The sequence below is a fragment of the Leifsonia sp. NPDC077715 genome (genome assembly GCF_040686855.1).
Taxonomy (GTDB): Bacteria; Actinomycetota; Actinomycetes; order Actinomycetales; family Microbacteriaceae; genus Leifsonia.
Map to the genome: position 1 here is coordinate 203,211 of NZ_JBFBOG010000003.1, position 21,419 is coordinate 224,629.

Below are 21,419 nucleotides of genomic sequence, written 5' to 3' on the forward strand. Positions count from 1 at the left end.
TCCGATGCGTTCCGTGGACGCCCGGATGCGCACAGTGTCGCTCGGAAATGGTTCAAAAGACAAGTAGTTAGTCGGGTGACTTTCTCCATCTTCCCGAGGACGGGTCGAGCGAAGTACCGTGCGGCCACGCACAGCGAACCCCGCGTGCCCAAGGGTTGGAGTCGTCATGACGTTCTGGGATTTCCTCGTCTGGTCGTTCTGGTTCTACCTCGTGTTCGTATGCATCACGATCTTCATCCGCGTCATCATCGACATCTTCCGCGACCCGACCTTGAGCGGGTGGGCGAAGGCCCTGTGGGTGCTGTTCCTGGTGATCTTCCCGTTCCTCGCCGCGTTCATCTACCTGATCGCGCGCGGCGGGAAGATGGCGCAGCGCAACATGGCCGGGATGGCCGAGGCGCAGCAGGCGAACGATCAGTACATCCGCCAGGTGGCCGGGTCGTCGGCGGCCTCGCCCGCGGGCGAGATCGAGTCGGCCAAGCGGCTGCTCGACAGCGGCGCGATCACGCCGGCGGAGTTCGACACGCTGAAGGCGCAGGCGCTCGCCGGGACACGCTGATCGCACGATGAGCACCACGACGACGCGCACGGTCGCCGGCTGGACGCTGGTGCCGCTCGCGCTGGCCCAGTTCATCTGCTCGTTCGCGGGCTCCAACATGAACGTGATGCTCAACGACATGAGCCGGGACCTCGGCACCACGGTCGCGGGCATCCAGCTCTCGATCACGCTGTTCCTGCTCACGATGGCGGCGCTGATGGTGCCGTTCGGCAAGCTCACCGACCTCCTCGGGCGCAAGACGTGCTTCCTGCTGGGCCTCGGCATCTACGGCCTCGGCGCGGTGCTGAGCGCGCTGGCGCCCGGGCTCGGTCTGCTCGTCCTGGGCAACTCGATCCTGGAGGGGGCAGGGACGGCGCTGCTCATCCCTCCCGTCTACATCCTGGTGACGCTGTACTGGAAGGACACGCAGAGCCGCGCCCGGTCGTTCGGGCTGGTGAGCGCGGCGGGCGGCGTCGGCGCGGCGATGGGTCCGCTGATCGGGGGGTGGATCTGCAGCGCGATCAGCTGGCGCGCCGCGTTCCTGTTCCAGGCGCTGATCATCGTCGTCATCATCCTGTTCGCGCTCGCGCTGAAGGACCCGCTGGCCCCGGATCCGGGACGCCCCTACGACGTCGTCGGAGCCGTGCTCTCCGGCACAGGCCTCGTGCTGTTCGTCGCGGGCATCCTGGTCGTCGACACGTCGCCCCTGCTGGCGGTGGCGCTGCTGATCGCGGGGGCCGCGGTCATCGCCTGGTTCTTCGCGTGGATCCGGAGGCTGGAGCGACGACATCGCGAACCGCTGCTGTCGACCTCGCTCTTCGCGAACCGGACCTCGAACTTCGGCCTGGTCACGCAGAACTTCCAGTGGCTGCTCCTCATGGGGATCTCGTTCCTCGTTTCGAGCCACCTCCAGGTCGTGCGCCACTACGACGCGATCGAGACGGGCGTCATCTTCACGGCCGCGACGGTCGGCATCCTGGTCTCGTCGCTCGCCGCCGGACGCCTGGTGCGGGTCATCGCCCAGCGCACGCTGATCCTCGGCGGCTTCGTGCTGACCGGGATCGGGACGATGCTGCTCCTGCTGGTGGGCGCGATCCCGGGCGGCTGGCCGTTCGTCCCGGGCCTTCTCGTGATCGGTCTGGGAGTCGGGGTGATGCTCACCCCGAGCGTGAACGTCGTGCAGTCGGCGTTCCCCGAGGCGCAGCAGGGCGAGATCTCGGGACTGTCGCGGAGCGTGTCCAACCTGGGATCCAGCTTTGGCACGGCGATCGTCGGCACTGTGCTGGGGTTCGGCGTGGGCCAGCGGGCGGGAGGGTACGTGCTCGCCATGGCCGTCCTCGTCGTGGTGGCGGTCGCGGGCGCGGTGGTCGGCGGGTTCCTGCCGCGGGGTCGCTCAGAGGAACGGGTCGGGATATCGAGCCCGGCCGTCGACGGCTAGGGCCGGCCGGCCCCGGTACTCCAGCCTCGGGAAAGGCCTGATCGCGCGAGTGACGCTGTCTGGCGCCCGTCCGCGCGTGGTCGCTAGCGTGAGCCCATGAGCGACATGGTGACCATCCCGGGCGGCCGCTTCCACATGGGCTCGGCCGAGTTCTACACCGAGGAGCAGCCGGTCCATGAGCGCGAGGTCGCCGCCTTCCGGATCGACCGGTACGAGGTCACCAACGCCGACTTCGCTGGCTTCGTCGACGACACCGGATACGTGACCGTCGCCGAGCGCCCCCTCGACGCCGCGCTGTTCCCGGAGCTCTCGGAGGAGGATCGGCGACCCGGCTCGATGGTCTTCACCGCGACGGCCGGACCGGTCGACCTCCGGGAGTGGCGCAACTGGTGGCGATGGGAGCCGGGTGCGGACTGGCGGCATCCCGAGGGCGTCGACAGCGGCATCGAGGACCGGATGGACCGCCCCGTCGTGCAGGTCGCGTACGAGGACGCGACCGCCTACGCCGCCTGGGCCGGAAAGCGCCTGCCCACCGAGGCCGAGCACGAGTACGCCGCGCGCGGCGGCGTCGACGGCGCCCGGTTCGCCTGGGGCGAGGATCCCTATCCCGGCGGAGAGGCGCAGGCGAACTCCTGGATCGGCCGCTTCCCGTACGACAACCGCGGCCGCTTCGGAGCCACCCCGGCGCCGGTCGGCTCCTACCCGCCCAACGGCTACGGCCTCTACGACCTGATCGGCAACGTCTGGGAGTGGACCAGCGACTACTACGCGCCGCGCCACATGGTCCCCGGGGAGCGGCCGGTGGAGGCGGGTGCCCGGCCGAGCCTGCTCTCGGCCGGGACCTCCGATCCGTCGCCCGTGCGACGGGTCCTCAAGGGCGGGTCGTACCTGTGCAGCCCCGAATACTGCCTCCGGTTCCGTCCCGCGGCGCGCTCGCCGCAGACGGAGGACACCGCGACCACGCACATCGGGTTCCGCTGCGCGGCGGATGTGACCGGCTGATCCCGGTCACTCGTCCGGCTTGAACCCGCTGGTGGCCTGCTCGTAGGTGGTGTGCGGGCGCTTGGGGTACGACATCACCGGCGGCGGCACGTCCGTCTTCTGCAGCGCACCGAGCACCAGCTGCTCGACAAGGTGCGCCGCCGTGGTGTTCCTGTTCCGCGCGATGCGGACCAACGCCGCATACTCCGGCTCTCCCAGATGGATGCGCAGCGGGATGCCTCCCGGGGCCCGCCCCGGACCGAGGGTGGTCGCCGCGATGTTCTCCGCCTCGCCCATGATCGGATTGTGCATCACGCGCACCCCCGGGCGGAAGACGGTAAAAATCATGTCTAGCCGACCCGGTGCACCGGGGTGCATCATGCGGGCGAAGGCTCAACAGGCGATGCGCTGGACCCGGGACTTTTCGGCACCCGAGTGGCACCCGGCGCGTCCAGCCGGCCGGCTCGCGGGGGTGGGCCGGCCGGCCCTCCGGCGTTCCGGCGACCGCCGGGGCGTCCTTGCGCGAAAGGCGGTTCCCATGTCTCAGGCACCATCGGCGACCGGCTGGGTCGGCTGGGCGTACTTCGCGTCCATCATGCTCATCATCGGCGCGGCGATCGACATCTTCTACGGGATCATGGCGATCGTCGGACCGAACACCGCCTACTTCGTGAGCGGCGGCACGGTCGCCTCCTTCAATGTCGCGGCCTGGGGCTGGTGGTCGCTGATCGTCGGCGTCCTGCTCCTGCTCGCGGGCATCTTCCTCATGCGCGGAGCGATGTGGGCGCGCGTGTTCGCGGTCATCATCGCCGCGGTCAACGCCGTGTCCCAGCTGATGTCGCTGCCCGCGCAGCCCTGGTGGTCGATCGTGATGGTCGCGATCGACGTGCTGGTCATCTACGCGGTCACCGTCCACGGGCGCGAACTGCGCTCCTGACATCCGGCCGTCGGGGGATGGGGAGATGAGCGACGCGACGTTCCTCGCGCTTCTCCTCTACCCCGACGAGTCGCGCGACTCGTTCAGCGTTCGTCTGCCCATGGAGGGAGGGCGCCCGCCGAGCATCCTCCGCACCTCGGCGACGTTCGAGGGGGCGCAGGCGGTGGAGGTCTTCCGCCTCGCCGACGCCAGCTCCTGGCCCGACTGCGCGGCGTTCCTGTACGAAGAGACGCTGCCCGGGACGGTCAAGGACGGGTCGATGGTGGAGCAGGTGCAGACGCCGGACGACTGAGGGGCCCGCGTTTTTGCTTATATCCGGGGGATATCAGCTGATTCGCGGGTTCAGAGCCGGATACCCAGGTTCCTCGCGTAAGGCTGCAAGCCGAAACCCAGCGCGATCGCCACCGAGGCCGCGTTCTCCTCTCGGCAGCGCCAGCGAGCGATTCCCGACCGCCGGGTCGCAGCGTTGAGTGCCATCGCTGCGACCCGGCGCCCGAGGCCACGGCCGCGAAACCCCGGCGCGACGAGCAGGCCTACGTCTGTGCGCCCACCCACCCAAGGGCTCAGCGAGGAGAGCGCGGCGAGCGTGCCCGCAGCCCAGAGTCCGAAGCGGTCGACGTCCGGATCGAGCACGCCCGACTCCTCGACCTCTTCCGGGGGGATCCTCTCGGTCATCCGTCGCACCTCGTCGATGGATGGAACGCGGGCTTCGCGCGACGAGGGGATGTCCTCGCCCGCGAGATAGTGAGCGGCCGGGCCCAGGACCACGGGATCCGAGTCGGCCAGTGCCGCTCGCCACACGGCTCCATCAAGCGCGGTCTCGATGCGAATCCCGTCGACGTCGGCGCGCCGCCTCATCGGTGCCCGCACTCGCACCGTTTCGTCGAGCTGCAGGACGTAGATGCCGGCGCGCGGCTCGTCGACGTAGGTGAAGTGCACACCCGGCCGCCGCAGCTCAGCCCGCTCGACGTGGAACACCTCCGCCCAGTACTGGTCAGCGCGGTCCACGGGTGAAGTCACGCCGCGATCGCCGCTCCTCACCACTGCGTCAGTGCCCAGTCCAGCGCCACCCCGAACGCGGTGAGCACCGACACGTGCCCCTCGCGGGGTCGGATCCACAGTTCGGCGTGGGGGAGTCGTTCGAGCATGGCCGCCGCGTGCGGCGCGGGGACGACGCGGTCGGCCCCGCCCTGAATGAGCAGCACGGGCGGTCGGACACTCCGCAGCTCGACGCCCCACGGGGAGGTGTAGGCGACGTCGTCGTCCACCTCTCCCGTCGGTCCCGCCGCCGACCCGGCCTGCGCGTCGGCGCCCAGGGCGCCCCAGGGTCCGGCGAGCGTTTCGAAGTCTCGCGCCGTGAACTGCTCCGGGTCCCACTCCGCCGTCTCGGCGTAGGCCGTCCGGGCATCGTGGCCCGCGAGGGCGGCCTGCAGGCCGCCCGGTGAGGCCATCCCCGAGAACCAGTCCGGCGATCCGTCGAACGGTGCGATGCCCGCCAGGGTGACGACCGCGGCCACCCGGTCGGGGGCGAGGGCCGCCAGCGCCAACGCGTGCGGGCCCCCTCCGGACGCCCCGGCGGTGATCGCGCGGTCGATGCCGAGCGCGTCGAGGACCGCGAGCACGTCGGCTGCGGCGTCGGCGACCGAGCGGCCGGGGAGCGGGTCCGATCCGGGATAGCCGGGACGGGTCACCGAGACAACGCGCAGACCCCGCCGGCCGGCCTCGGCGGCAACGGGCTCGATCACCGCGCCGGTCTGCGGGGTCCCGTGATGCCACACGAGCACCGGCGCGTCCTCGGCGCCGCCGGCGTCGGCGTAGCGCACCGCCCGGCCGTCGGCGGTGACGAAGTGCTGCGGCTCGCTCACGGTCGCCACGCCTCGAGCTCGGCGAGCAGTGCGTCCTTGCGCTCGGGCGACGCGAACGACGACTCGATCGACGTGCGCGCGAACCGGCGCGCCTGGTCGGCGGTCAGCCCGAGGGCGTCCCGCACGGCGATGAAGTTCGTGCCTACGTAGCCGCCGAAGTAGGCGGGGTCGTCGGAGTTGATGGTGACCGGCACGCCCGCCGCGTCGAGCCGGAGCAGGGGATGGTCGCGCAGGTCGGGCGTCGCCTGCAGCCGCACGTTCGACAGCGGGCACACCGTCAGCGGGATGCGCTCCTCGGCCAGGCGCGCGACCAGCTGCGGGTCCTCGATCGAGCGGATGCCGTGGTCGATCCGTTCGGCGTGCAACAGGTCCAGCGCCTCCCACACGTACGCCGGCGGGCCCTCCTCGCCGGCGTGAGCGACGGCGTGCAGGCCGGCCTCGCGGGCCCGCGCGTACACCGCCTCGAACAACGACGGCGGATAGCCGACCTCGGCCGAGTCGAGTCCGACGCCGACGATGCGGTCGGTCCGGGCCAGTCCGGCGGTCAGCGCCTCCTCGGCGGTCGCCACCGGCGCATCGCGGAGGAAGCACAGGATCAGCGCGCCGGTCATGCCGTGTTCGCGCTCCGCCTCGTCGAGGGCGTCGCCGATCCCGTCCACCACGTCGTCGAAGGCCACCCCGCGCGACGTGTGCGCCTGCGGATCGAAGAACAGCTCGACGTGCCGCACGCCCTGCGCGTGCGCGCGCCGCAGGTAGCGCCGGGTGAGCTCGGCGAAGTCCTCCCGGGTCAGGAGCACCGCCATGGTCGCGTAGTAGAGGTCTAGGAACGACTGGAGGTCGTCGAAGTCGTACTGCGCGGCGAGCTCGTCCACGTCGGCGTAGGGCAGCTCCACCCCGTTGCGCGCGGCGAGCTCGAACGCGAGATCGGGCTCCAGCGTGCCTTCGATGTGGAGGTGCAGCTCCGCTTTGGGCAGGGCGAGCAGGGCGTCGTCGGTCAGGGCGTCCGTCATGATGACGATCCTCCCACCGACCGACGACGCTGCGCCTCCCGACGGACGCGGGTCCGCCGCATCCGCCGTAGCGTCGCCGTATGGCCCGACGCCGCATCGCCCTCGCCCTCACCGCCGCCGCGCTCATCGCCGCGGGCCTGGTCGTGGCCCGTACGACCGACAGTGCCGCCTGGACGTTCGTGGGCGACGCCCTCTATGCGGCGATGCTCTACGCCGTGGCGGGAGCCGTGCTCCCGCGCGCCGCTCCGCCGCTCGTGGGGGCGATCGCCTTCGGTGTCAGCGCCGCGGTCGAGTTCTTCCAGCTGACGGGCATACCCGGCCACCTCGCCACCGTCGTTCCCGGCGCCGCCCTCGTGCTCGGGACGACGTTCCAGGGCAGCGACCTCGTCGCCTACGCGCTCGGCGCGGGGTTCGCGGTCGCCGCCGATGTCGTCATCCGACGCGCAACAGGATCTTCCCGCGGTGAGCGGACGACTCCATCCGCCGGTGCGCCGCCGCCGCGTCCTCCAGCGGGAACACCGAGTCGATGACCGGCCGGACACGTCCCTCGGCGAGCAGCGGCCAGACGTTCTCGCGCACGGCGGCGATGATCGCGACCCGCTCGGCGAGCGGCCGGGCGCGCAGCGTCGTGCCGTGCAGGGAGGCCCGCTTCCGCATCATCAGGCCCATATCGACCGACGCCGGCTCGCGGTCGCGCACGGCGATCGACACGATGCGGCCGCCGGTCGCCAGCGCCTCCAGGTCGCGGGCGATGTACGCCCCGCCGACGATGTCGAGCACGACGTCCGCTCCGCGCCCGGCGGTGAACGCGTCCACCGCCTCCACGAAGTCCTGCGTGCGGTAGTTCACGGCCGCGTCGGCGCCGACCTCGCGGCAGAAGTCCGCCTTCTCGTCGCTTCCGGCGGTGGCGATGACCTGCGCGCCGCGGGCGCGGGCGAGCTGGATGGCCATGGTGCCGATGCCGCTGGAGCCGCCGTGGACGAGCAGCACCTCCTCGGCGGCGAGACGGCCGAGGTCGAAGACGTTCGACCAGACGGTCGCGGCGACCTCGGGCAGCCCAGCGGCCTCCACGAGGTCGACGGAATCGGGAACCGGGAGCACCAGCCCGGCGTCGACCGTGACGAGCTCCGCGTAGCCACCGCCGGGGAGCAGCGCGCACACGCGGTCGCCGATGCTCCACCCGTCGACACCGTCGCCGAGCGCGTCGATCGTGCCGGACACTTCGAGCCCGGGCCACTCCGGCGCCCCGGCCGGCGACGGGTAGTACCCGCGCCGCTGGCTGAGGTCGGCCCCATTGAGTCCGGCCGCGACGACGCGGATCCGCACCTCATTCGCCCCGGGCGTCGGGTCCGGCCGCTCGGCGACCTCGAGCACGTCCGCGTCCCCGGGCCGCGACACGACGACGGCGCGCATCAGGGACGCCCCTCGCCCTGCACCGACCGGGTGCGGTCGGACCGGCGGCCGAGCACATCCCGCACCTTCACCTTGCTGGAGTACTCGATCGAGCCGTACCGGAACAGCCGAACCGCGATCCGCAGCACGATCACCGACAGCACGAACAGCTCGACGATGATGATGATCGCCTGCCAGAGCGGCAGCGAGCCGAAGGCGTTCAGGATCAGCGCGGTGATCGGGGCCGTGTACGGGAAGTACGCGAGCAGTTGCACGACCGGCGACTGCGGCGAGCTGATCGCGAACCCGGATGCGTAGAGCGGGATGACGACCGCGAAGACGACGACGGAGAACACCGGGGCCGCATCCTTCGCCGTCGGCATGATCGCGCCGACCGCCACCAGCGTCCCGGTGAACAGGGCGAAGCCGCCGATCAGGATGAGCGCGCCCACGATCATCTTCTGCGGGTCGAACACCAGCCCGCTCAGGTCGAAGTCCGGCAGCTGCAGCTGATTGCGGAAGAAGAGGTACCCGATCAGCATCGGCAGCGCGAACACCGCCAGCTGGATGATCCCGATGGCGAACAGGGAGATCACCTTGCCGAGCAGGAGGTTGGTCGGGTTGATCGTCGTCAGGATCATCTCCGTGACGCGGTTCTCCTTCTCCTCCAGCGTGGAATTGAGCATCTGATTCCCCAGGAAGACGATCACGATGAAGAACGCCGCGAGGAAGAGGAGCGCGGGCAGGATCGCCTCGAACCCGGGCGCCACCTTCCCGTTCAGGAACGTCGTGGTGTTCGTCTTCACGTCGCCGCGGAGCACGGCGACGGTGGTCGGGTCGTCCACCTTCTTCTGCACGCTCGCCGAGAGCAGCGACTCCGCGACGGCCGAGTACTTGCTGTTCTGGAAGACGCCGGAGTCCTCGCCGTAGACGCGGATCGTCTGCGTGGCGGGATCGGCCGGATAGGAGAAGTACGCCGGCGTCCCGCCGATCTGCACCTCCTCGACGCCCTCCGCCTCCGAACGGATCTCGGTGCCGCCGTACTGCTTCGCGATGGTGGGATCGACGAGCCCGGAGGAGTCCGAGTACAGGAACTCGAACCGTGCGTTCTTCTGCTGGTCGGCCGTGTTCGCGGTGGACACGTTGGACGCGATGATCAGGCCGCCCAGGCCGAACACCAGGATGGGGATGATCAGCGTGATCGCCCAGAATCTGCGCTTGGTGATGGTGCGCCGGAACTCGAAGCCGATGACCGTGCCGAGGTTGTGCCGGGCCATGGTCAGTCCTCCTGGCTCTGCGCGCCGTAGACCTCGACGAAGATGTCGTCGAGCGATTTGCGGGTCGGGGCGAAGCGCGTCACCCGCACGCCCGCATCCACCAGGTCGCGGAGGATGCCCGCTGTGTCCGCGCCCTCGGCGGGCTCCAGCTGGGCGTGGCCGTCCGCATCCGACAGCACGGTGTACGACGCCGACGCGGGGATCGCCCCTTCGTGGTCGACGTGGACGATCGTGCCGCCGAACTGGTCCTGCACCTGCTCGACCGTCCCGTAGGCGCGCGCGACGCCGTCCTTGAGCAGGATGACGCGGTCGCACAGGCGTTCGACCTCCTCCATCTGGTGGGTCACCATCATGACCGTGGAGCCGGCGCGCTTCTGGTCGTCGATGATGTCCATCAGCAGGCGACGGTTGACCGGGTCGAAGCCCTTGGTGGGCTCGTCGAGGATGAGCAGTTCCGGGTCGTTCATGATCGTGACGCCCAGCTGCACCTTCTGCTGCTGGCCGCCGGAGAGCTTGTCGAGCCGCACCTTCTCCTTGTCGCCGATGCCGACCCGTTCCAGGTACTCGCGCGACCAGCGCCGGGCCTGCTCCGCGCCCAGACCCTTCAATCGGCCGAAGTAGACCATCACGTCGATAACCGACTCCTTCTTGTACAGTCCGCGCTCCTCGGGGAGGTAGCCGAGCCGTTCGCCGGCCTCCGGGCTGAACGTCTTGCCGTCGATGTGCAGGATGCCCGCGGTCGGCTGGTAGATCCCCAGCAGCGCGCGGATGGTCGTCGTCTTGCCCGAGCCGTTGCTGCCGAGGAAGCCGAACGTCTCCCCGCGCTGGATGTCGAACGAGAGGTCGCGGATCACCGTCGTGCGGCCGAAGTCCATCCGGAAGCCCTGGATATGGACCAGCGGCTCGATGGCGTCGCTCATGCCAGCGCCTCCAACAGGGCCGCATGGATGAGGCCGTTGGACGCCAGCGAGGAGCCGTTTCCGGGACCGGGGGTGCCGTCGACCGACGTGAACGTTCCCCCGGCCTCCTCCACGATCGGGATCAGCGCGGCGAGGTCGTACGTCTTCACGCCGAACTCGCCGACCGCGTCCACCAGCCCGTCGGCGAGCAGCATGTACGACCACATGTCGCCGTAGGCGCGGTCGCGCCAGATGCGGCGGGTGAGGGCGATGAGCCGGTCGAGGTATCCCGCCTCATCCCACTGCGCGATGCTCTGGAAGCTCAGCGACGCGTGCTCGAGATCGGCCACACCGGACACGCGCATGCGGCGCGGCTCGGCGCCCGGTGCGTCCGTCGTCCACGCCCCTCCGCCGGCCGCCGCCCACCACTGGCGCCCCAGCGCGGGGGAGCTCACCACGCCCACGCGCGGAACCCCGTCGATCGCGAGCGCGATGAGCGTGCCCCAGACGGGCACGCCGCGGAGGTAGTTGGCGGTGCCGTCGATCGGGTCGATGATCCACTGCCGCGCGGTGTCTCCCTCGGTGCCGTACTCCTCGCCGAGGATGCCGTCCTCCGGTCGCTCGGTCGCGAGCGCGTCCCGGATCGCCCGCTCCACGGCGAGGTCGGCCTCGGTGACGGGGGAGCGGTCGGGCTTCGTCTCGACGTGCAGGTCGCGGTCGCGGAAGCGCCCGAGCGAGATGCGGTCCGCAGCGTCGGCGAGACGCAGGGCGAGGTCGAGATCGGCGGCGAGGGAGGACGCTGCGGTGTCGGTCACGCTCACGAGCCTAGCGGCGGGCTTGGCAGCCGGGCCAGCGGAGAGTACCTGTGAATGCATGCGCAGGATCGTGTATGCGGGGAGCGTCTTCTACACCGGCGACGAGCTGGCAGAGGCGCTTCTGGAGTACGCCCGCGCGCTCGGGCAGCAGGGGGTTGCCGACACCGTCTTCATCCCGGGCCGCACCATGCAGGGCGATGTCGACATGGTGGAGATGCTGGTCGGCCCGGCGAGCCAGATCGTCAGCGAGCCGGTGGAGCTGATCGGCCCGGAGCTGCAGGACCCGAAGCTGGTGGACCGGCTCCGCGGGTTGACGGCGCAGCTGGCGCCGCGCAGACCGCAGGCCGAGCCGGCCGGTACGGAGACCGGGGCGACTGGCACCGACGGCCGCCCCGGCTTCGACGACCTCTGAGGCCGTCACCCGTTCAGTGCGTGCGGGCGGCGACTCCGAGGGGGACGGGAGCCGTCATGGTGCCGATACGCGCCGGACGTTCGGTGAGTTCGCCGTCCTCGCCGGTGACCACGAGGCCGTGGGCCGACGCGGCCGAGTCGGCCAGCTGCTCCACCCAGTCCCGGTTGATCGCGGGCACGCGAGAGCCGTCGAACTTGAAGTAGATCGGGATGCTCGGGTCGAGCCAGATGGCGCTCCGGCCGTCGCCCACCTCGGGCGCATCCCGCCACGACATCGTGAACGACTCACGGCGGCGCAGCTTGTTGACGATGACGATCTGCAGGTGGGCGAGCAGCCTGTCCTCGAACTCGATGACGATGGAATCGTATGTGAGTGTCCCCATGAGACGCCCCCTCCTCCGTTGAGCGCAAGCTTTGCGAAGCTCGGGCGGCGGTAGGTCCAGTGTGGTCCCTTATGCGCAGAAAAGATACATCAAGCGAAGAGATTGCAGAAGTGCAACGCCCGCCCGGATGTTCGCTGAGGCGATACGCTCGCCGTAGCCCGGGGGCGGGCGGAGCGGAGGGGCGATGCGATTCATCCAGAAGCCGGCGAGCGCTACGCGAGGGCCGGCGCTCCGGGACCGTCCACTCGTCTACGGCTACCTGCTCGCGCTCGGCGCGATCGGAGCGGTCGCGACGGGCTTCATGCTCTACGGCCTGCGGTCGATCCTGTTCTCGGTCTTCTTCGCGATGTTCGCGACGGTCGGCCTCGACCCCCTGATCCGCTGGTTCCAGCGCCGGGGGATGAAGCGCGGCTGGGCGATTGTCACGGTCATCCTGCTGATCGTCGCGGTGCTCGTCGCGATCATCTGGGTGATCGTGCCGCTGATCGTGCAGCAGATCGCGTTCCTCGCGGACGCCGTGCCGAAGGAAGTCGCCACCCTGCGCAGCGAGGGCTGGTTCGCCTCCGTCAACGAGTCGACCAACGGGCTCGCCGGCCAGCTGGTCACCTGGGTCGCCACGCAGGTCAAGGACCCGCACACCTGGGCGACCATCGGCAACGGACTCGTCGGTTTCGGGCTGTCGGTGCTGAACGCGGTCACCACAGGCTTCTTCATCGCGATCCTGACCATCTACTTCATCGCCTCCTACGACTCCACGAAGCAGGCCGCGTACCGGCTGGTCCGCCGCTCGCACCGCGCCCGCTTCGAGAACTACGCCGAGCGGATCCTCGAGAACTTCGGCAAGTACCTGAGCGGGATGGTGATCCTCGCGTTCTGCAACTCGGTGTTCAGCCTCATCCTGCTGCTGTCGACCGGAGTGCCCGGGGCCTTCCTCATCGCGCTGGCGGCGTTCTTCATCACGCTCATCCCGCTGATCGGCACGGTGCTGACGACGGCCGTCATGTCGGTGCTCGCGTTCATCCACTCGCCGGTGAGCGGCGTCGTGGTGCTCGTGCTGATGCTGATCTACATGCAGGTGGAGGCGTACATCCTGACGCCGCGGGTCATGGGCAAGGCGGTGCAGGTGCCGGGATCGGTGGTGCTGATCTCGGCGCTGGCCGGCTCCACCCTGTTCGGGCTGCCGGGCGCGCTGGTCGCGATCCCCATCTCGGCGGGTCTCATCCTGATCATCAAAGAGGTCGTGATGCCCCGAAAAGAGCGTGAGTGAACCGAGCGATCCTCGATTGGCGAGCACCCGCGATCGGATGCTAGTGTTGAGCCTCGGTTCGGGAAACCGAACCGGATGCGCCTCTAGCTCAATCGGCAGAGCAATTGACTCTTAATCAATGGGTTCAGGGTTCAAGTCCCTGGGGGCGCACCATCGAAAAGCCCGGTCAGATCAAAATCTGACCGGGCTTTTTCGCGTTATGGCGTGACCCCTCGCGTATGATCCGCTATTTACTCGCTGTTTTCCCGAATGACTCTTCGAGGATCGCGGTCGCGTCCGGGCCCTCGTTCACCATCGGCACGTAGTGGCGACGGGTGACCGCCTCGGATGCGTGGCCCAGCTGCTCCTGCGCGGCACGGATGCCCTGCTCCGCCTCCAGGAGCGTCGCAACGGCCTTACGGAAGTCCCTCGGCGTGATGCCCTCGTACGGCGTGCTCTGCAGCGCCTGACGCCACTGCCGGCGCACGTTGGCCGGCCACCGCGGCGTGCCGGCGGCGGACGGGAACACGAGCTCGCTGATCGAGTCGACACGGCGGCGCATGCGCATATCGACGGCGAACGGCGGGAGCTTCAGATCGCGCATCGACTTCTCGCTCTTCGGGTGCGGCTGGATGACGAGCTTCCCATCCTCGTCCTCGATCTGCCGTCGATAGTCAGCTGCGGCGGCGTGCGGTCGAAGTAGATCGTCGACCAGCCGAGCACAAGGATCTCCGCCGTGCGGGCGCCGGTGGCCACGTACAGGTCGGTGACGTCGGAAAGGTCGGTCCATCTCTTCCGCACCGCTCCGGGTCAGCGCCGTCGACGACATCGACGACGCGTACGAGCGCCTGATCTACTGGGTGGTCACCGCGAGCGAGGCGCTGACCCTGTCGCCGGCGGCCACGACGGTCGTCGCGTGGGCGGTGGGCGACGAGGTGAAGGGCTTCCGCGGCGACGCCACCCCGGAAGGCGTCGCACTGCTCACCCGGCTGCAGACGGCATGGATGCTAGTCCACGCGGAGCAGCTGCAGGTGTGGGCGAAGTACGAGACCTTCCCCGACGACGTCCTCGGCATCTGGCCGGCGGAGCGCGAGGGCAAGAACCCGCTCGGGAAGGGCTGATCACCGCCGACAGCTGCTGGCTATGGACCGCTCGCAGCCGGCAGCGATGGTGGCCGCGAACACAATCGGCCCGCAGTGTAGGTTGTGACCGTGACTGACAGGGGTCGGGACGGGGGCGGACGGTCGCTGGCGATGCAGAGGATTGCGATCGGACGAGCTCGAATCTTCGCGTTGATCGGAATCGTCGTAGGAGCGGCGTACACGCTGCTCGCCGTAGTGCTGCTTACCTCGGCCGGCAAGCCGATTTACACGTTCCAGCTCGTGCTAGGCGTGCTTATTCTCATTACCGCCATCGTGCGCTTCATCGCCGCGCGAAGGGCGTTGAGCCGGTTCGAGCAAGAGAACGGTCCTGACGCCGGGAAGCAGTAAACCAAGGGAGACAGGACCGTGTCGGGTTGGAAGGGCAGCGACCGCCGACGCCAGCTCCCGAAGGACTGGCCGGCGATCGTCATGTTCGTCCTCCGCCGCGACCGCCACCGATGCCAGCGCGTCCGCGAGGACACCGGGAAGAAGTGCGGCCGCCACGCCAACCAGGTCGACCACAAGATCCGGCCGGCCGATGGTGGCACCGATCACCCGTCGAACCTGCAGGCGTTGTGCGAGTGGCATCACCAGCGGAAGAGCTCGAGCGAGGGCGGCACCGCATCCGCGATCGCGCGCCGCGCACGACGTGATGCAGCGAAGCCGCTGCACGCCGGATTGTTGGACGCCGATCGCTCCAACCATCCCGCGCCGTTTTGACCGAGGCCGCCCATAGAATCGGTCCATGTTCGAGGGCTACCGGCCATTTGGGTACAGCGATGACGAGTGGGAAGCGTCACAGGTGCTCATCGATGGCGCACCAGACGAGATGCGGCAACTGCTGTACCACCCCCTTGCGCGACGGTTGACTCGAAGCGAATCGGACTGGTTGGACGAAGGCGTAGGCCTTCTCATTCGAGCGAAGATCAAGGTTGACCTAGGGGAGCGAGCAGGATCCTACGTCTCGCGGCAGCAATTACTGATGCAGTTCGATGCGCTCAGCGACCTGGAACTCCTGCGACTCGTGGACTTCGTTCTGTTGATCACCCAACCCCAGCGCGAAGACGAAACACCCACAGACTTCGCTATCGCCTTCGACGCCTCGTCGTCAAAGTGGGCGCCGCAGTGGGATGGGACCCGATGGGCGCTCCTCGAGCGGGTACCGCAAGGCGTACAGACGGCAGTCGAGAACACGATCAGCACCAGCAGATCCGGTGGCCGCCTACTTCAAGAGGCTTGGGCCGCCGCGTACGGGATCCAGCCAGACGCCGGAGCGGCATACCGGGCTAGTGTCCGAGCCGTCGAAGCGGCCGCTCACGACATGGTAGAGCCGCGCAACCAGCGGGCAACTTTGGGCACCATGGCTCGGGTCATCGACGATCAGAAGACCTGGACCCTTCCGCTAACTGAGCGTGACGACCATGTCGGAGACAACCGAGCACTGATCGTCCGGATGATGCTCATGCTCTACGAAGGCCAGCAGGATCGGCATGGAGCTGGAGCTATCACGTTGGATGAGGCGCGTACTGCGGTGCACGCCGCAGCGACTCTCGTCGCGTGGTTCAACGCCGGCTACGTCACGAACGACGATTGACCCCGCCGCACCGTTCTAAGGAGCACACCGTGACCGATCCGACCGCGCCGACCATCGGCCGCATCGTCCACTACCAGCTCGCTGACCACGACGTCACCCACATCATGAACCAGCGCGACCTCACGGGCAGATCGCCGGCAACCCGCCGCAGGCCGGCCAGGTGTGCCCGGCGTTCGTCGTCCGCGTCTTCGACGGCAGCCCGGCCGTGAACCTCAAGGTTTTCCTCGACGGCAACGACACCATTTGGGCGACGTCCCGCATCGAAGGCGAAGAGCACGGCCGATGGGCATGGCCCGCACGCAGCTGACGGCAGTCACCTGTACTCTCGCACCATGAAGAGGTGGTGGGAGCGTAGGTGGCGGACGGTGCTGATCGTCATCCTCGCGCTAGCACTCATTGTGGTCGGCTCGCTCCTCCTGAAGTGGTTAGGCCTTGACTCGAATGCCTTCGCCGCGGTGGCATCCGCGTTGGCTGCCATTGCCGCGTTCGCATCCGCGCGGGAGAGTAGCGCTACGGCGCGAGAGGCTGCACGCGCGCTGGCGTTCGCCACCAAGCCAAGTCTGCACCTAGAGATCTTCAACCTCGATAATCCTCCTCTGATGCTCTCTATTGAGAACACCTCGCTGCATCGGATAGGCGGCGCCAACGTGCGATGGGAACTCCGCGACGGGCGAACCGGGAACAAGCAGTTGGGCCCGCTCGAGGGCCGTGCCGTGCCGTACGCTCCGCACCCGGGATCACGCGGGATTGCCTATGAGCTTGTGGACTTGGGACCGTTCGAATGGACGAACGGCAGGGACTACATCAGCGTCGACTACTGGGGTGTCAACAGCAGCGTTCGATGGAGGCTCAAGTTTGAGGCTCTCTACCAGTACAGCAGCGACGGTCGACGCACCGGCACGGGTTTCGGTCAACGCATAGTGTCCGACGAAGAACTCCCATAGCAGGTCTGCCTAGGTTCGGGTAGCGTCAGCCCATGGATCCCAGCACCATGGCCGGTATGGCACTAAAGGCGTCGGAGTCGGAAGGCGGAAAGACGGTCGCCCGTCTCTGGGAGCGAGTGCTTGGCCCGTCTGCGGACGTACTCGGTCAGGCACTCGGCGCGTACACCCAGCGGCGAGTAGATAATCTTGCGACGGTCGTCAAGAAGGCCAACACCAAGAGCCGCGGTAGAGAGGGCTCGGTGCATCCGAGGGTCGCTCATCGTCTCATTGAGGAAGGCTCCTACGCCGACGACGAAATGATGGCCGAATACCTTTCCGGCGTCTTGGCTTCTGCTCGTACGCCTGACGAGGCTGATGATCGCGGAGTATCCCTCGCGGCGCTCGTAACCAGCATGAGCTCTATCCAGGTACGTCTTCACTTTCTCCTGCACCGCACGTGGGTAGATCGCATCGCCGGCATCGACGAAGACCTGGTGAGCATGGGCGACCAGCGAGGGAAGCTAACGCTTCGAGGAGATGTCATCGAACTTGCAGACGCTCTCGGCATCCCACGCGACGACAAGCTCCAGGCACGAGTGACGCACGCGTTCGCCGGGTTGATCCGGCTTGGACTGATCGAGAACGCCTGGACGCTAGGGCCTCGGGAGGAAAGCGATCCACTCGAGTGGCTGGGCTACTATCAGTGCCAGCCGACCCCCTTCGGCTTCGACCTCTACGGCTGGGCTCTCGGCATGCCAGACGTCTCGACAGCGCAAGCCCGCACGTACGCACTGGCTGAATTCGACCCTTCCTTACCTCTTCCCCTCCAGCGAGTCCTATACCCGAACGCCTGATTGCAGGCACCCGGGGCAGGGGCCCCTCCCCACCTATCACCCTCTAGGCCAGCCTGAAGGCTGTGCTCCTGGCGGCGGCCGCCCTCGTCACCTCGGTGGTGACGTCGTGGATCTCAGCCCTGCACCACCACGAGGCCTTCGAGCTGTACCAGGCGCTACTCACCTTCGGCGGAGTCTTCCTTGTCGCGGTCGCGTCGCACTTCGGTTTCTGGAAGCCCACCGGCGTCGCCGACGCCGCACAGAACGCGATCGGCGGAATCGGCGGGAAGCACGCCGCCGACAGCTTCGGTTCGGACGCCAGCTGAATGGCTGCTGGCGAGAAGGACGACGTCGGCGGCTACGCGGTGCCGGTCGATCCGATTGACGACATGCAGTGCGAGAGCTGCCAGTAGCGCATGAACAAGAGCCCCGGCTCACCTTCGGGTGGGCCGGGGCTTACTCATTATTACTGTCTGGCTTGGGCAAGCCAGTCTCAACGCCCAGGTGCGCGCGCAGAGTTTCAACAAACTCCCACACGTCCCGCAGCAATTGCTTGTGAGCAGCGTCGACTCTTCCGGCTGAAGAGCTGTTTGGGTACAGGGTCCCTTGGAAGTCCCACGCCGAGCGCGAAATGCGGTTCAGCGCGGCATAGACATTAGGAGGCGCAATCAGTTGGCACTCGACTAAGAAGCCAGCGAGGGATTCCACGTGCTCGTTAGTCTGGCGTTCCGCTTGCAACAACGTGGCGCGGTCAGGCTTCCCGCCGCGAACGTACAGGGTTCGCACTTCTAGTACAGCGCCGGTTCGGGTCATTTCGTTGACCGTAGTAAGGACCTCCGCCCCTATTTCTCTCAGCTCCGAGTCCCAGCGAATCGCGGCGGCTTGTTTCGCCTTGCGATCCTCGTTGAGACGGTTGAACACGAATCCGAGCACAGCACCTAGCAATAGGAAGCCACCAGCGATGACTGGCACTCCCCACCAGGGCGCGCCCGCAGGGTCCATGGCGAAAAATTAGCAGGGCAAGTGCGATCCCACCATGGAGCAAGTCCTTCCCTTCCCTTTTCTCTTGTACACAAAAGGACCCCGGCTCACCTTCTCGGGTGAGCCGGGGGTCCTTTTGCATTCTGTTCCGGGTATCAGCAGGTCTTGAGAGCCGCCACGTTCGCGGACAGTGCGTTCACACCACCGATCAGCGTGACCGTGCTTACCGACAGGGCCTTCATCTCCTGCTTGGCACCTGCGGGCAGACATGTCGGCATCGACGTGAACAGCGGCGCGTGCTTTGCCGCTGCGAGCGCCGAGCCGGCGAGCGCGTCCGGGAACTGCAGGCCGGTCGCCACATACGCGGCGCTGCTCGACGTGAAGGCTTCCTTGGCGACCAAGACGGATGTCGTGAACCGGTCGGAGCCTGCGAGACGAGTGACCTTCGCGGCGCCCAGCTTGCTCTTCAGGGACGCCTCGATCCCGGTGCTCACCGCATTCGTCCCTCCGACAATCGTCACGGACACGATCCCGCGCGAGCTCAGCAGAGCGCTGGTAGGCGCGTCGATCGTTGAGGTGGTTCCGTTCACCAAGACGACGGGGTCGCTCTGAGCGCCAGCGGCTGCTGCGGCCGACAGTGCGTCTGGGTAGTTCAGCGCGGTCGCGACGTAGGCCTTCTGCGCCGTGGGGAACGCGTAGGTGACGACCTTGCGAGCGGTGTCGAAGCGGTCACTGCCGGAGACGCGATCCACGGTCGGTGCGAGCTTCTTCAGCTGCTGCTCGACCGCGGATGTCACGGCGTTGAGGCCACCGACGATGACGATCTTGCCGGGCTTCAGCCGCTTGATTTCCGTCGACACCGAGGCGGGAAGGTATGTCGATGCTGTTAGCAGCAGCGGGCCGCCAAGCTTGGCTGCCGCGGGGCCGGCCGCGAGCGCATCCGGGTAGTTCATGCCGGTGGCCACAACTACGACCGGCGCGGTCGACGGGTAGCCCGCCTTGGACAGGGCGACGGAAGTGTCGAAGCGGTCGGTGCCGGCGATCCTCTTCACCGTGGGCGACCATGGCTTGATGGTCACCGGGGTTCCGATGAGGGTGCTCGTCGACACCGACGTCACCGGGTCCTTGTCGTACTGGTGGAGCAAGATGCTAGGGGTGTTTACGGGGATGGACGCGATCTCAGACAGGTCCGCCTGGGCCGGGATGGTTGCGTGCATGACGGTGGACCCGTTGGTGATCGAGTCAGTCATGTCGACTGGCCCGACGCCCTCACCGCCTGCCCCGCCGAAACCAATGCTCGCTCCCCAAGTCCCAGTGAACAGTGGTGTTGCAGCCGTGTAAGTGAACGAATCCCCTGGCGTTACCGCAAGGGGTGTGGGTGGAGTAACCCAGTAGCAAGTGGTGTTGCTGGGGAACGATCCTGGCGTCACGTTCGAGTCGCTGAAGGTCACTGTCACCGCAGAAGATCCAGGTGTGGAGCTGTACGGGACGACGGCGCCGGCGGTTAGTGAGTACGCCGTCGAGGGTTCGATGTCGCAATTCGGACGCTGTTCGCGGGTTGGGTGGGGTGTCGAAGGAGCAAGAGGCGCGTACCCGGCCAGCTGGACGCTGTACCCGTCTGGACCGGCCGGGTGTGCAGTCGCAAATCCTGCGGGGAGGGTGATCGTCACCTGCTGACTGACGATCGTCGCGGTGCCCGAGAGGACAGTGCCGATGAACGGTATGAAGATGCTGTAGTTCACCGTCCCAATGCCGTGTCCTTCCCACGCACCGTCTGGCAGGTTGATCGTGTACGAGGTCGTCGATGGCGTGATCGGGTCGGTGACCTTGTACCAGCCGCTCGTCCCCGCCTCGTAGGGGACCGTCGGAATCGCCAGGTTCGTCGTCGCGGCAGCGGCGCCTGTGGCGGGTATCGACACCGCGAACAGCGCCGCAGTTGCCAGCGCTGACGCGAGAACGGTAATCCTGCGTGGGCTCATGGTCGGGTCCTCCAGTTCGGGTGAGCTCGCTTCAGCACGCGAGCATGGCTCACTTTATTGACCGGTGGCAACGACGAACCGCCCCCATTCGAGGGGTATGCGTGAGTGTTCTCGAGGTGTTGCGGCTATCTGATGCGAGGCTCTGTGGGTATCGTCGCGGCATAAGACGACGGACTATTTGAGCGCTCCGACGCGATCTTCCGCCGCGGCGACGGTGACGATGTTATTTCGCTCTGGCTGCTCGACGGCCGACCGCCGGGCAGCGTGCGACTTCCGCTCGACGAGGAGACGTTCGAAGAGTTCCGCCTGGTCTCTCGTGACGACGTCGGCCGCCCGGTGTTCCAACTTCTCGGGACCGTGGCGCGCGACCGCCCAGAACGGGGGATGTAGGACGCTTGCCGGTCGGCCCTAGGCTCGCGTCATGGCGAAGCGGGGCGCGACCGGGGGAGACCTGGTGAAGCTGTGGCTGATCGTCGCGTTCGTAGTGGGGTGCTGCGTCTTCACACTGGCGAACTCGACGCCGAAGTGTGGTGTCACCTCTGCGGGCCTGATCGCGGCGGAGTGCGTGGGGACGTCGATGGCGCATGGCCTGGCGCCATATCTGCCGTGGCTCATTGCGGTGATGGTGGGGCTGGCCGTCTTGGCGACGCTGAGGTTCGCGCTCCGGCGCCGTTGAGCTGCGCCCGCTGCTGATATCTCCACGATTGGAACGCGCAGCAGTGGTCCCAGCCGAGCGCGGCGATCGCCACCACTTGGCACCAACAGCGCCCAACCG

At 67.8% G+C, this 21,419-nt stretch carries 29 protein-coding genes and 1 tRNA gene; 18 read left to right on the top strand and 12 right to left on the bottom strand.

The window, feature by feature from the left end:
* Nucleotides 1–166 precede the first annotated feature (166 nt).
* The 3 genes from AB0P25_RS14725 (at nucleotide 167) to AB0P25_RS14735 (ending at nucleotide 2,978) form a co-directional block, all read left to right on the top strand.
* On the top strand, nucleotides 167–559 hold the full coding sequence (locus tag AB0P25_RS14725; protein WP_363808299.1) for an SHOCT domain-containing protein: 393 nt from the start codon (nucleotides 167–169) through the stop codon (nucleotides 557–559).
* Nucleotides 560–566: 7 nt separating this feature from the next.
* Complete coding sequence (locus tag AB0P25_RS14730) at nucleotides 567–1,976, top strand: MFS transporter (protein ID WP_363808301.1); 1,410 nt, start codon at nucleotides 567–569, stop codon at nucleotides 1,974–1,976.
* Nucleotides 1,977–2,072: 96 nt separating this feature from the next.
* Complete coding sequence (locus AB0P25_RS14735) at nucleotides 2,073–2,978, top strand: formylglycine-generating enzyme family protein (RefSeq protein ID WP_363808302.1); 906 nt, start codon at nucleotides 2,073–2,075, stop codon at nucleotides 2,976–2,978.
* 6 nt (nucleotides 2,979–2,984) lie between these two features.
* Here the strand turns inward: AB0P25_RS14735 and AB0P25_RS14740 are convergent, their stop codons facing one another.
* Nucleotides 2,985–3,254 carry a hypothetical protein gene (locus AB0P25_RS14740; protein ID WP_363808303.1) on the bottom strand — a complete coding sequence of 90 codons (270 nt, stop codon included), beginning with the start codon at nucleotides 3,252–3,254 and terminating at the stop codon, nucleotides 2,985–2,987.
* A gap of 241 nt (nucleotides 3,255–3,495) precedes the next feature.
* Between AB0P25_RS14740 and AB0P25_RS14745 the strand changes: the two genes are divergently transcribed.
* Together AB0P25_RS14745 and AB0P25_RS14750 are read left to right on the top strand one after the other, a co-directional pair.
* Entirely contained in the window at nucleotides 3,496–3,894 is a 399-nt protein-coding gene (locus AB0P25_RS14745) for a hypothetical protein (protein ID WP_363808304.1), read from the top strand.
* Nucleotides 3,895–3,919: 25 nt separating this feature from the next.
* On the top strand, nucleotides 3,920–4,186 hold the full coding sequence (locus AB0P25_RS14750; RefSeq protein WP_363808305.1) for a hypothetical protein: 267 nt from the start codon (nucleotides 3,920–3,922) through the stop codon (nucleotides 4,184–4,186).
* Nucleotides 4,187–4,236: 50 nt separating this feature from the next.
* On the opposite strand, the gene AB0P25_RS14755 is transcribed toward AB0P25_RS14750, so the two are convergent.
* The 3 genes from AB0P25_RS14755 to AB0P25_RS14765 are packed head-to-tail and all read right to left on the bottom strand — an operon-like array spanning nucleotide 4,237 to nucleotide 6,769.
* Nucleotides 4,237–4,902 carry a GNAT family N-acetyltransferase gene (locus tag AB0P25_RS14755; RefSeq protein ID WP_363808306.1) on the bottom strand — a complete coding sequence of 222 codons (666 nt, stop codon included), beginning with the start codon at nucleotides 4,900–4,902 and terminating at the stop codon, nucleotides 4,237–4,239.
* Between the two features lie 29 nt (nucleotides 4,903–4,931).
* On the bottom strand, nucleotides 4,932–5,759 hold the full coding sequence (locus tag AB0P25_RS14760; RefSeq protein WP_363808308.1) for an alpha/beta hydrolase: 828 nt from the start codon (nucleotides 5,757–5,759) through the stop codon (nucleotides 4,932–4,934).
* Nucleotides 5,756–6,769: an adenosine deaminase gene (locus tag AB0P25_RS14765; RefSeq protein WP_363808309.1), complete on the bottom strand. Its 1,014-nt coding sequence runs from the start codon at nucleotides 6,767–6,769 to the stop codon at nucleotides 5,756–5,758. Before AB0P25_RS14765 ends, AB0P25_RS14760 begins: the two co-directional genes overlap by 4 nt.
* Before the next feature lie 80 nt (nucleotides 6,770–6,849).
* Here AB0P25_RS14765 and AB0P25_RS14770 point away from each other — a divergent pair, with 80 nt between their 5' ends.
* Nucleotides 6,850–7,299 carry a DUF2809 domain-containing protein gene (locus AB0P25_RS14770; RefSeq protein WP_363808311.1) on the top strand — a complete coding sequence of 150 codons (450 nt, stop codon included), beginning with the start codon at nucleotides 6,850–6,852 and terminating at the stop codon, nucleotides 7,297–7,299.
* Here AB0P25_RS14770 and AB0P25_RS14775 read toward each other — a convergent pair.
* Genes AB0P25_RS14775 through AB0P25_RS14790 form a run of 4 tightly spaced genes read right to left on the bottom strand, consistent with a single transcriptional unit; the run spans nucleotide 7,202 to nucleotide 11,152 of the window.
* Nucleotides 7,202–8,182 carry an NAD(P)H-quinone oxidoreductase gene (locus AB0P25_RS14775; RefSeq protein WP_363808312.1) on the bottom strand — a complete coding sequence of 327 codons (981 nt, stop codon included), beginning with the start codon at nucleotides 8,180–8,182 and terminating at the stop codon, nucleotides 7,202–7,204. The genes AB0P25_RS14770 and AB0P25_RS14775 overlap by 98 nt on opposite strands.
* Nucleotides 8,182–9,438 (bottom strand): ABC transporter permease, encoded by a 1,257-nt coding sequence (locus AB0P25_RS14780; RefSeq protein ID WP_363808313.1) that lies wholly within the window; start codon nucleotides 9,436–9,438, stop codon nucleotides 8,182–8,184. The genes AB0P25_RS14775 and AB0P25_RS14780 overlap by 1 nt, the downstream gene beginning before the upstream one ends.
* 2 nt (nucleotides 9,439–9,440) lie before the next feature.
* Nucleotides 9,441–10,358, bottom strand: a complete 918-nt coding sequence (locus tag AB0P25_RS14785) for an ABC transporter ATP-binding protein (protein WP_363808315.1) — start codon at nucleotides 10,356–10,358, stop codon at nucleotides 9,441–9,443.
* Entirely contained in the window at nucleotides 10,355–11,152 is a 798-nt protein-coding gene (locus AB0P25_RS14790) for an inositol monophosphatase family protein (RefSeq protein WP_363808316.1), read from the bottom strand. Before AB0P25_RS14790 ends, AB0P25_RS14785 begins: the two co-directional genes overlap by 4 nt.
* A gap of 58 nt (nucleotides 11,153–11,210) precedes the next feature.
* On the opposite strand from AB0P25_RS14790, the gene AB0P25_RS14795 reads away from it, so the two are divergent.
* Nucleotides 11,211–11,564 carry a hypothetical protein gene (locus AB0P25_RS14795; RefSeq protein ID WP_363808317.1) on the top strand — a complete coding sequence of 118 codons (354 nt, stop codon included), beginning with the start codon at nucleotides 11,211–11,213 and terminating at the stop codon, nucleotides 11,562–11,564.
* Nucleotides 11,565–11,577: 13 nt separating this feature from the next.
* Here the strand turns inward: AB0P25_RS14795 and AB0P25_RS14800 are convergent, their stop codons facing one another.
* Entirely contained in the window at nucleotides 11,578–11,946 is a 369-nt protein-coding gene (locus AB0P25_RS14800; protein WP_363808318.1) for an ATP-dependent DNA ligase, read from the bottom strand.
* A 184-nt stretch (nucleotides 11,947–12,130) separates the two neighbouring features.
* Here AB0P25_RS14800 and AB0P25_RS14805 point away from each other — a divergent pair, with 184 nt between their 5' ends.
* Nucleotides 12,131–13,213 (top strand): AI-2E family transporter, encoded by a 1,083-nt coding sequence (locus AB0P25_RS14805; protein WP_363808319.1) that lies wholly within the window; start codon nucleotides 12,131–12,133, stop codon nucleotides 13,211–13,213.
* Between the two features lie 77 nt (nucleotides 13,214–13,290).
* Nucleotides 13,291–13,366: transfer RNA gene (locus AB0P25_RS14810), tRNA-Lys, on the top strand.
* 73 nt (nucleotides 13,367–13,439) lie between these two features.
* On the opposite strand, the gene AB0P25_RS14815 is transcribed toward AB0P25_RS14810, so the two are convergent.
* Entirely contained in the window at nucleotides 13,440–13,796 is a 357-nt protein-coding gene (locus AB0P25_RS14815) for a tyrosine-type recombinase/integrase (RefSeq protein ID WP_363808320.1), read from the bottom strand.
* 256 nt (nucleotides 13,797–14,052) lie between these two features.
* On the opposite strand from AB0P25_RS14815, the gene AB0P25_RS14820 reads away from it, so the two are divergent.
* The 8 genes from AB0P25_RS14820 to AB0P25_RS14855 all read left to right on the top strand — a co-directional run bounded on the left by AB0P25_RS14820 (nucleotide 14,053) and on the right by AB0P25_RS14855 (nucleotide 18,010).
* A complete protein-coding gene (locus AB0P25_RS14820; protein ID WP_363808321.1) occupies nucleotides 14,053–14,313 on the top strand; it encodes a hypothetical protein in 261 nt (86 codons plus the stop codon).
* Between the two features lie 90 nt (nucleotides 14,314–14,403).
* Nucleotides 14,404–14,682 carry a hypothetical protein gene (locus AB0P25_RS14825; RefSeq protein ID WP_363808322.1) on the top strand — a complete coding sequence of 93 codons (279 nt, stop codon included), beginning with the start codon at nucleotides 14,404–14,406 and terminating at the stop codon, nucleotides 14,680–14,682.
* 18 nt (nucleotides 14,683–14,700) lie between these two features.
* Nucleotides 14,701–15,054 (top strand): HNH endonuclease signature motif containing protein, encoded by a 354-nt coding sequence (locus AB0P25_RS14830; protein ID WP_363808323.1) that lies wholly within the window; start codon nucleotides 14,701–14,703, stop codon nucleotides 15,052–15,054.
* A gap of 25 nt (nucleotides 15,055–15,079) precedes the next feature.
* Nucleotides 15,080–15,928: a hypothetical protein gene (locus AB0P25_RS14835; RefSeq protein ID WP_363808324.1), complete on the top strand. Its 849-nt coding sequence runs from the start codon at nucleotides 15,080–15,082 to the stop codon at nucleotides 15,926–15,928.
* Nucleotides 15,929–15,957: 29 nt separating this feature from the next.
* On the top strand, nucleotides 15,958–16,137 hold the full coding sequence (locus AB0P25_RS14840; protein WP_363808326.1) for a hypothetical protein: 180 nt from the start codon (nucleotides 15,958–15,960) through the stop codon (nucleotides 16,135–16,137).
* 123 nt (nucleotides 16,138–16,260) lie between these two features.
* Nucleotides 16,261–16,872 carry a hypothetical protein gene (locus AB0P25_RS14845; RefSeq protein ID WP_363808327.1) on the top strand — a complete coding sequence of 204 codons (612 nt, stop codon included), beginning with the start codon at nucleotides 16,261–16,263 and terminating at the stop codon, nucleotides 16,870–16,872.
* Nucleotides 16,873–16,904: 32 nt separating this feature from the next.
* The gene (locus AB0P25_RS14850; protein ID WP_363808328.1) at nucleotides 16,905–17,705 is read left to right on the top strand and encodes a hypothetical protein; all 801 of its coding nucleotides are present in this window, start codon (nucleotides 16,905–16,907) and stop codon (nucleotides 17,703–17,705) included.
* A 62-nt stretch (nucleotides 17,706–17,767) separates the two neighbouring features.
* Entirely contained in the window at nucleotides 17,768–18,010 is a 243-nt protein-coding gene (locus AB0P25_RS14855; protein ID WP_363808329.1) for a hypothetical protein, read from the top strand.
* Between the two features lie 130 nt (nucleotides 18,011–18,140).
* Here AB0P25_RS14855 and AB0P25_RS14860 read toward each other — a convergent pair whose 3' ends face one another.
* Together AB0P25_RS14860 and AB0P25_RS14865 are read right to left on the bottom strand one after the other, a co-directional pair.
* Complete coding sequence (locus AB0P25_RS14860) at nucleotides 18,141–18,686, bottom strand: hypothetical protein (RefSeq protein WP_363808330.1); 546 nt, start codon at nucleotides 18,684–18,686, stop codon at nucleotides 18,141–18,143.
* Nucleotides 18,687–18,820: 134 nt separating this feature from the next.
* The gene (locus AB0P25_RS14865) at nucleotides 18,821–20,644 is read right to left on the bottom strand and encodes a cell wall-binding repeat-containing protein (RefSeq protein WP_363808332.1); all 1,824 of its coding nucleotides are present in this window, start codon (nucleotides 20,642–20,644) and stop codon (nucleotides 18,821–18,823) included.
* A 421-nt stretch (nucleotides 20,645–21,065) separates the two neighbouring features.
* Between AB0P25_RS14865 and AB0P25_RS14870 the strand changes: the two genes are divergently transcribed.
* Nucleotides 21,066–21,320, top strand: a complete 255-nt coding sequence (locus tag AB0P25_RS14870) for a hypothetical protein (protein WP_363808333.1) — start codon at nucleotides 21,066–21,068, stop codon at nucleotides 21,318–21,320.
* Nucleotides 21,321–21,419: the final 99 nt, after the last annotated feature.

Coding starts and splice junctions, on each gene's coding strand:
- AB0P25_RS14725 (WP_363808299.1), top strand. CDS start 167: ATGACGTTCTGGGATTTCCTCGTCTGGTCGTTCTGGTTCTACCTCGTG.
- AB0P25_RS14730 (WP_363808301.1), top strand. CDS start 567: ATGAGCACCACGACGACGCGCACGGTCGCCGGCTGGACGCTGGTGCCG.
- AB0P25_RS14735 (WP_363808302.1), top strand. CDS start 2,073: ATGAGCGACATGGTGACCATCCCGGGCGGCCGCTTCCACATGGGCTCG.
- AB0P25_RS14740 (WP_363808303.1), bottom strand. CDS start 3,254: ATGGGCGAGGCGGAGAACATCGCGGCGACCACCCTCGGTCCGGGGCGG.
- AB0P25_RS14745 (WP_363808304.1), top strand. CDS start 3,496: ATGTCTCAGGCACCATCGGCGACCGGCTGGGTCGGCTGGGCGTACTTC.
- AB0P25_RS14750 (WP_363808305.1), top strand. CDS start 3,920: ATGAGCGACGCGACGTTCCTCGCGCTTCTCCTCTACCCCGACGAGTCG.
- AB0P25_RS14765 (WP_363808309.1), bottom strand. CDS start 6,769: ATGACGGACGCCCTGACCGACGACGCCCTGCTCGCCCTGCCCAAAGCG.
- AB0P25_RS14770 (WP_363808311.1), top strand. CDS start 6,850: ATGGCCCGACGCCGCATCGCCCTCGCCCTCACCGCCGCCGCGCTCATC.
- AB0P25_RS14775 (WP_363808312.1), bottom strand. CDS start 8,182: ATGCGCGCCGTCGTCGTGTCGCGGCCCGGGGACGCGGACGTGCTCGAG.
- AB0P25_RS14780 (WP_363808313.1), bottom strand. CDS start 9,438: ATGGCCCGGCACAACCTCGGCACGGTCATCGGCTTCGAGTTCCGGCGC.
- AB0P25_RS14785 (WP_363808315.1), bottom strand. CDS start 10,358: ATGAGCGACGCCATCGAGCCGCTGGTCCATATCCAGGGCTTCCGGATG.
- AB0P25_RS14795 (WP_363808317.1), top strand. CDS start 11,211: ATGCGCAGGATCGTGTATGCGGGGAGCGTCTTCTACACCGGCGACGAG.
- AB0P25_RS14800 (WP_363808318.1), bottom strand. CDS start 11,946: ATGGGGACACTCACATACGATTCCATCGTCATCGAGTTCGAGGACAGG.
- AB0P25_RS14805 (WP_363808319.1), top strand. CDS start 12,131: ATGCGATTCATCCAGAAGCCGGCGAGCGCTACGCGAGGGCCGGCGCTC.
- AB0P25_RS14815 (WP_363808320.1), bottom strand. CDS start 13,796: ATGCGCGATCTGAAGCTCCCGCCGTTCGCCGTCGATATGCGCATGCGC.
- AB0P25_RS14835 (WP_363808324.1), top strand. CDS start 15,080: ATGTTCGAGGGCTACCGGCCATTTGGGTACAGCGATGACGAGTGGGAA.
- AB0P25_RS14845 (WP_363808327.1), top strand. CDS start 16,261: ATGAAGAGGTGGTGGGAGCGTAGGTGGCGGACGGTGCTGATCGTCATC.
- AB0P25_RS14850 (WP_363808328.1), top strand. CDS start 16,905: ATGGATCCCAGCACCATGGCCGGTATGGCACTAAAGGCGTCGGAGTCG.
- AB0P25_RS14860 (WP_363808330.1), bottom strand. CDS start 18,686: ATGGACCCTGCGGGCGCGCCCTGGTGGGGAGTGCCAGTCATCGCTGGT.
- AB0P25_RS14865 (WP_363808332.1), bottom strand. CDS start 20,644: ATGAGCCCACGCAGGATTACCGTTCTCGCGTCAGCGCTGGCAACTGCG.
- AB0P25_RS14870 (WP_363808333.1), top strand. CDS start 21,066: ATGGCGAAGCGGGGCGCGACCGGGGGAGACCTGGTGAAGCTGTGGCTG.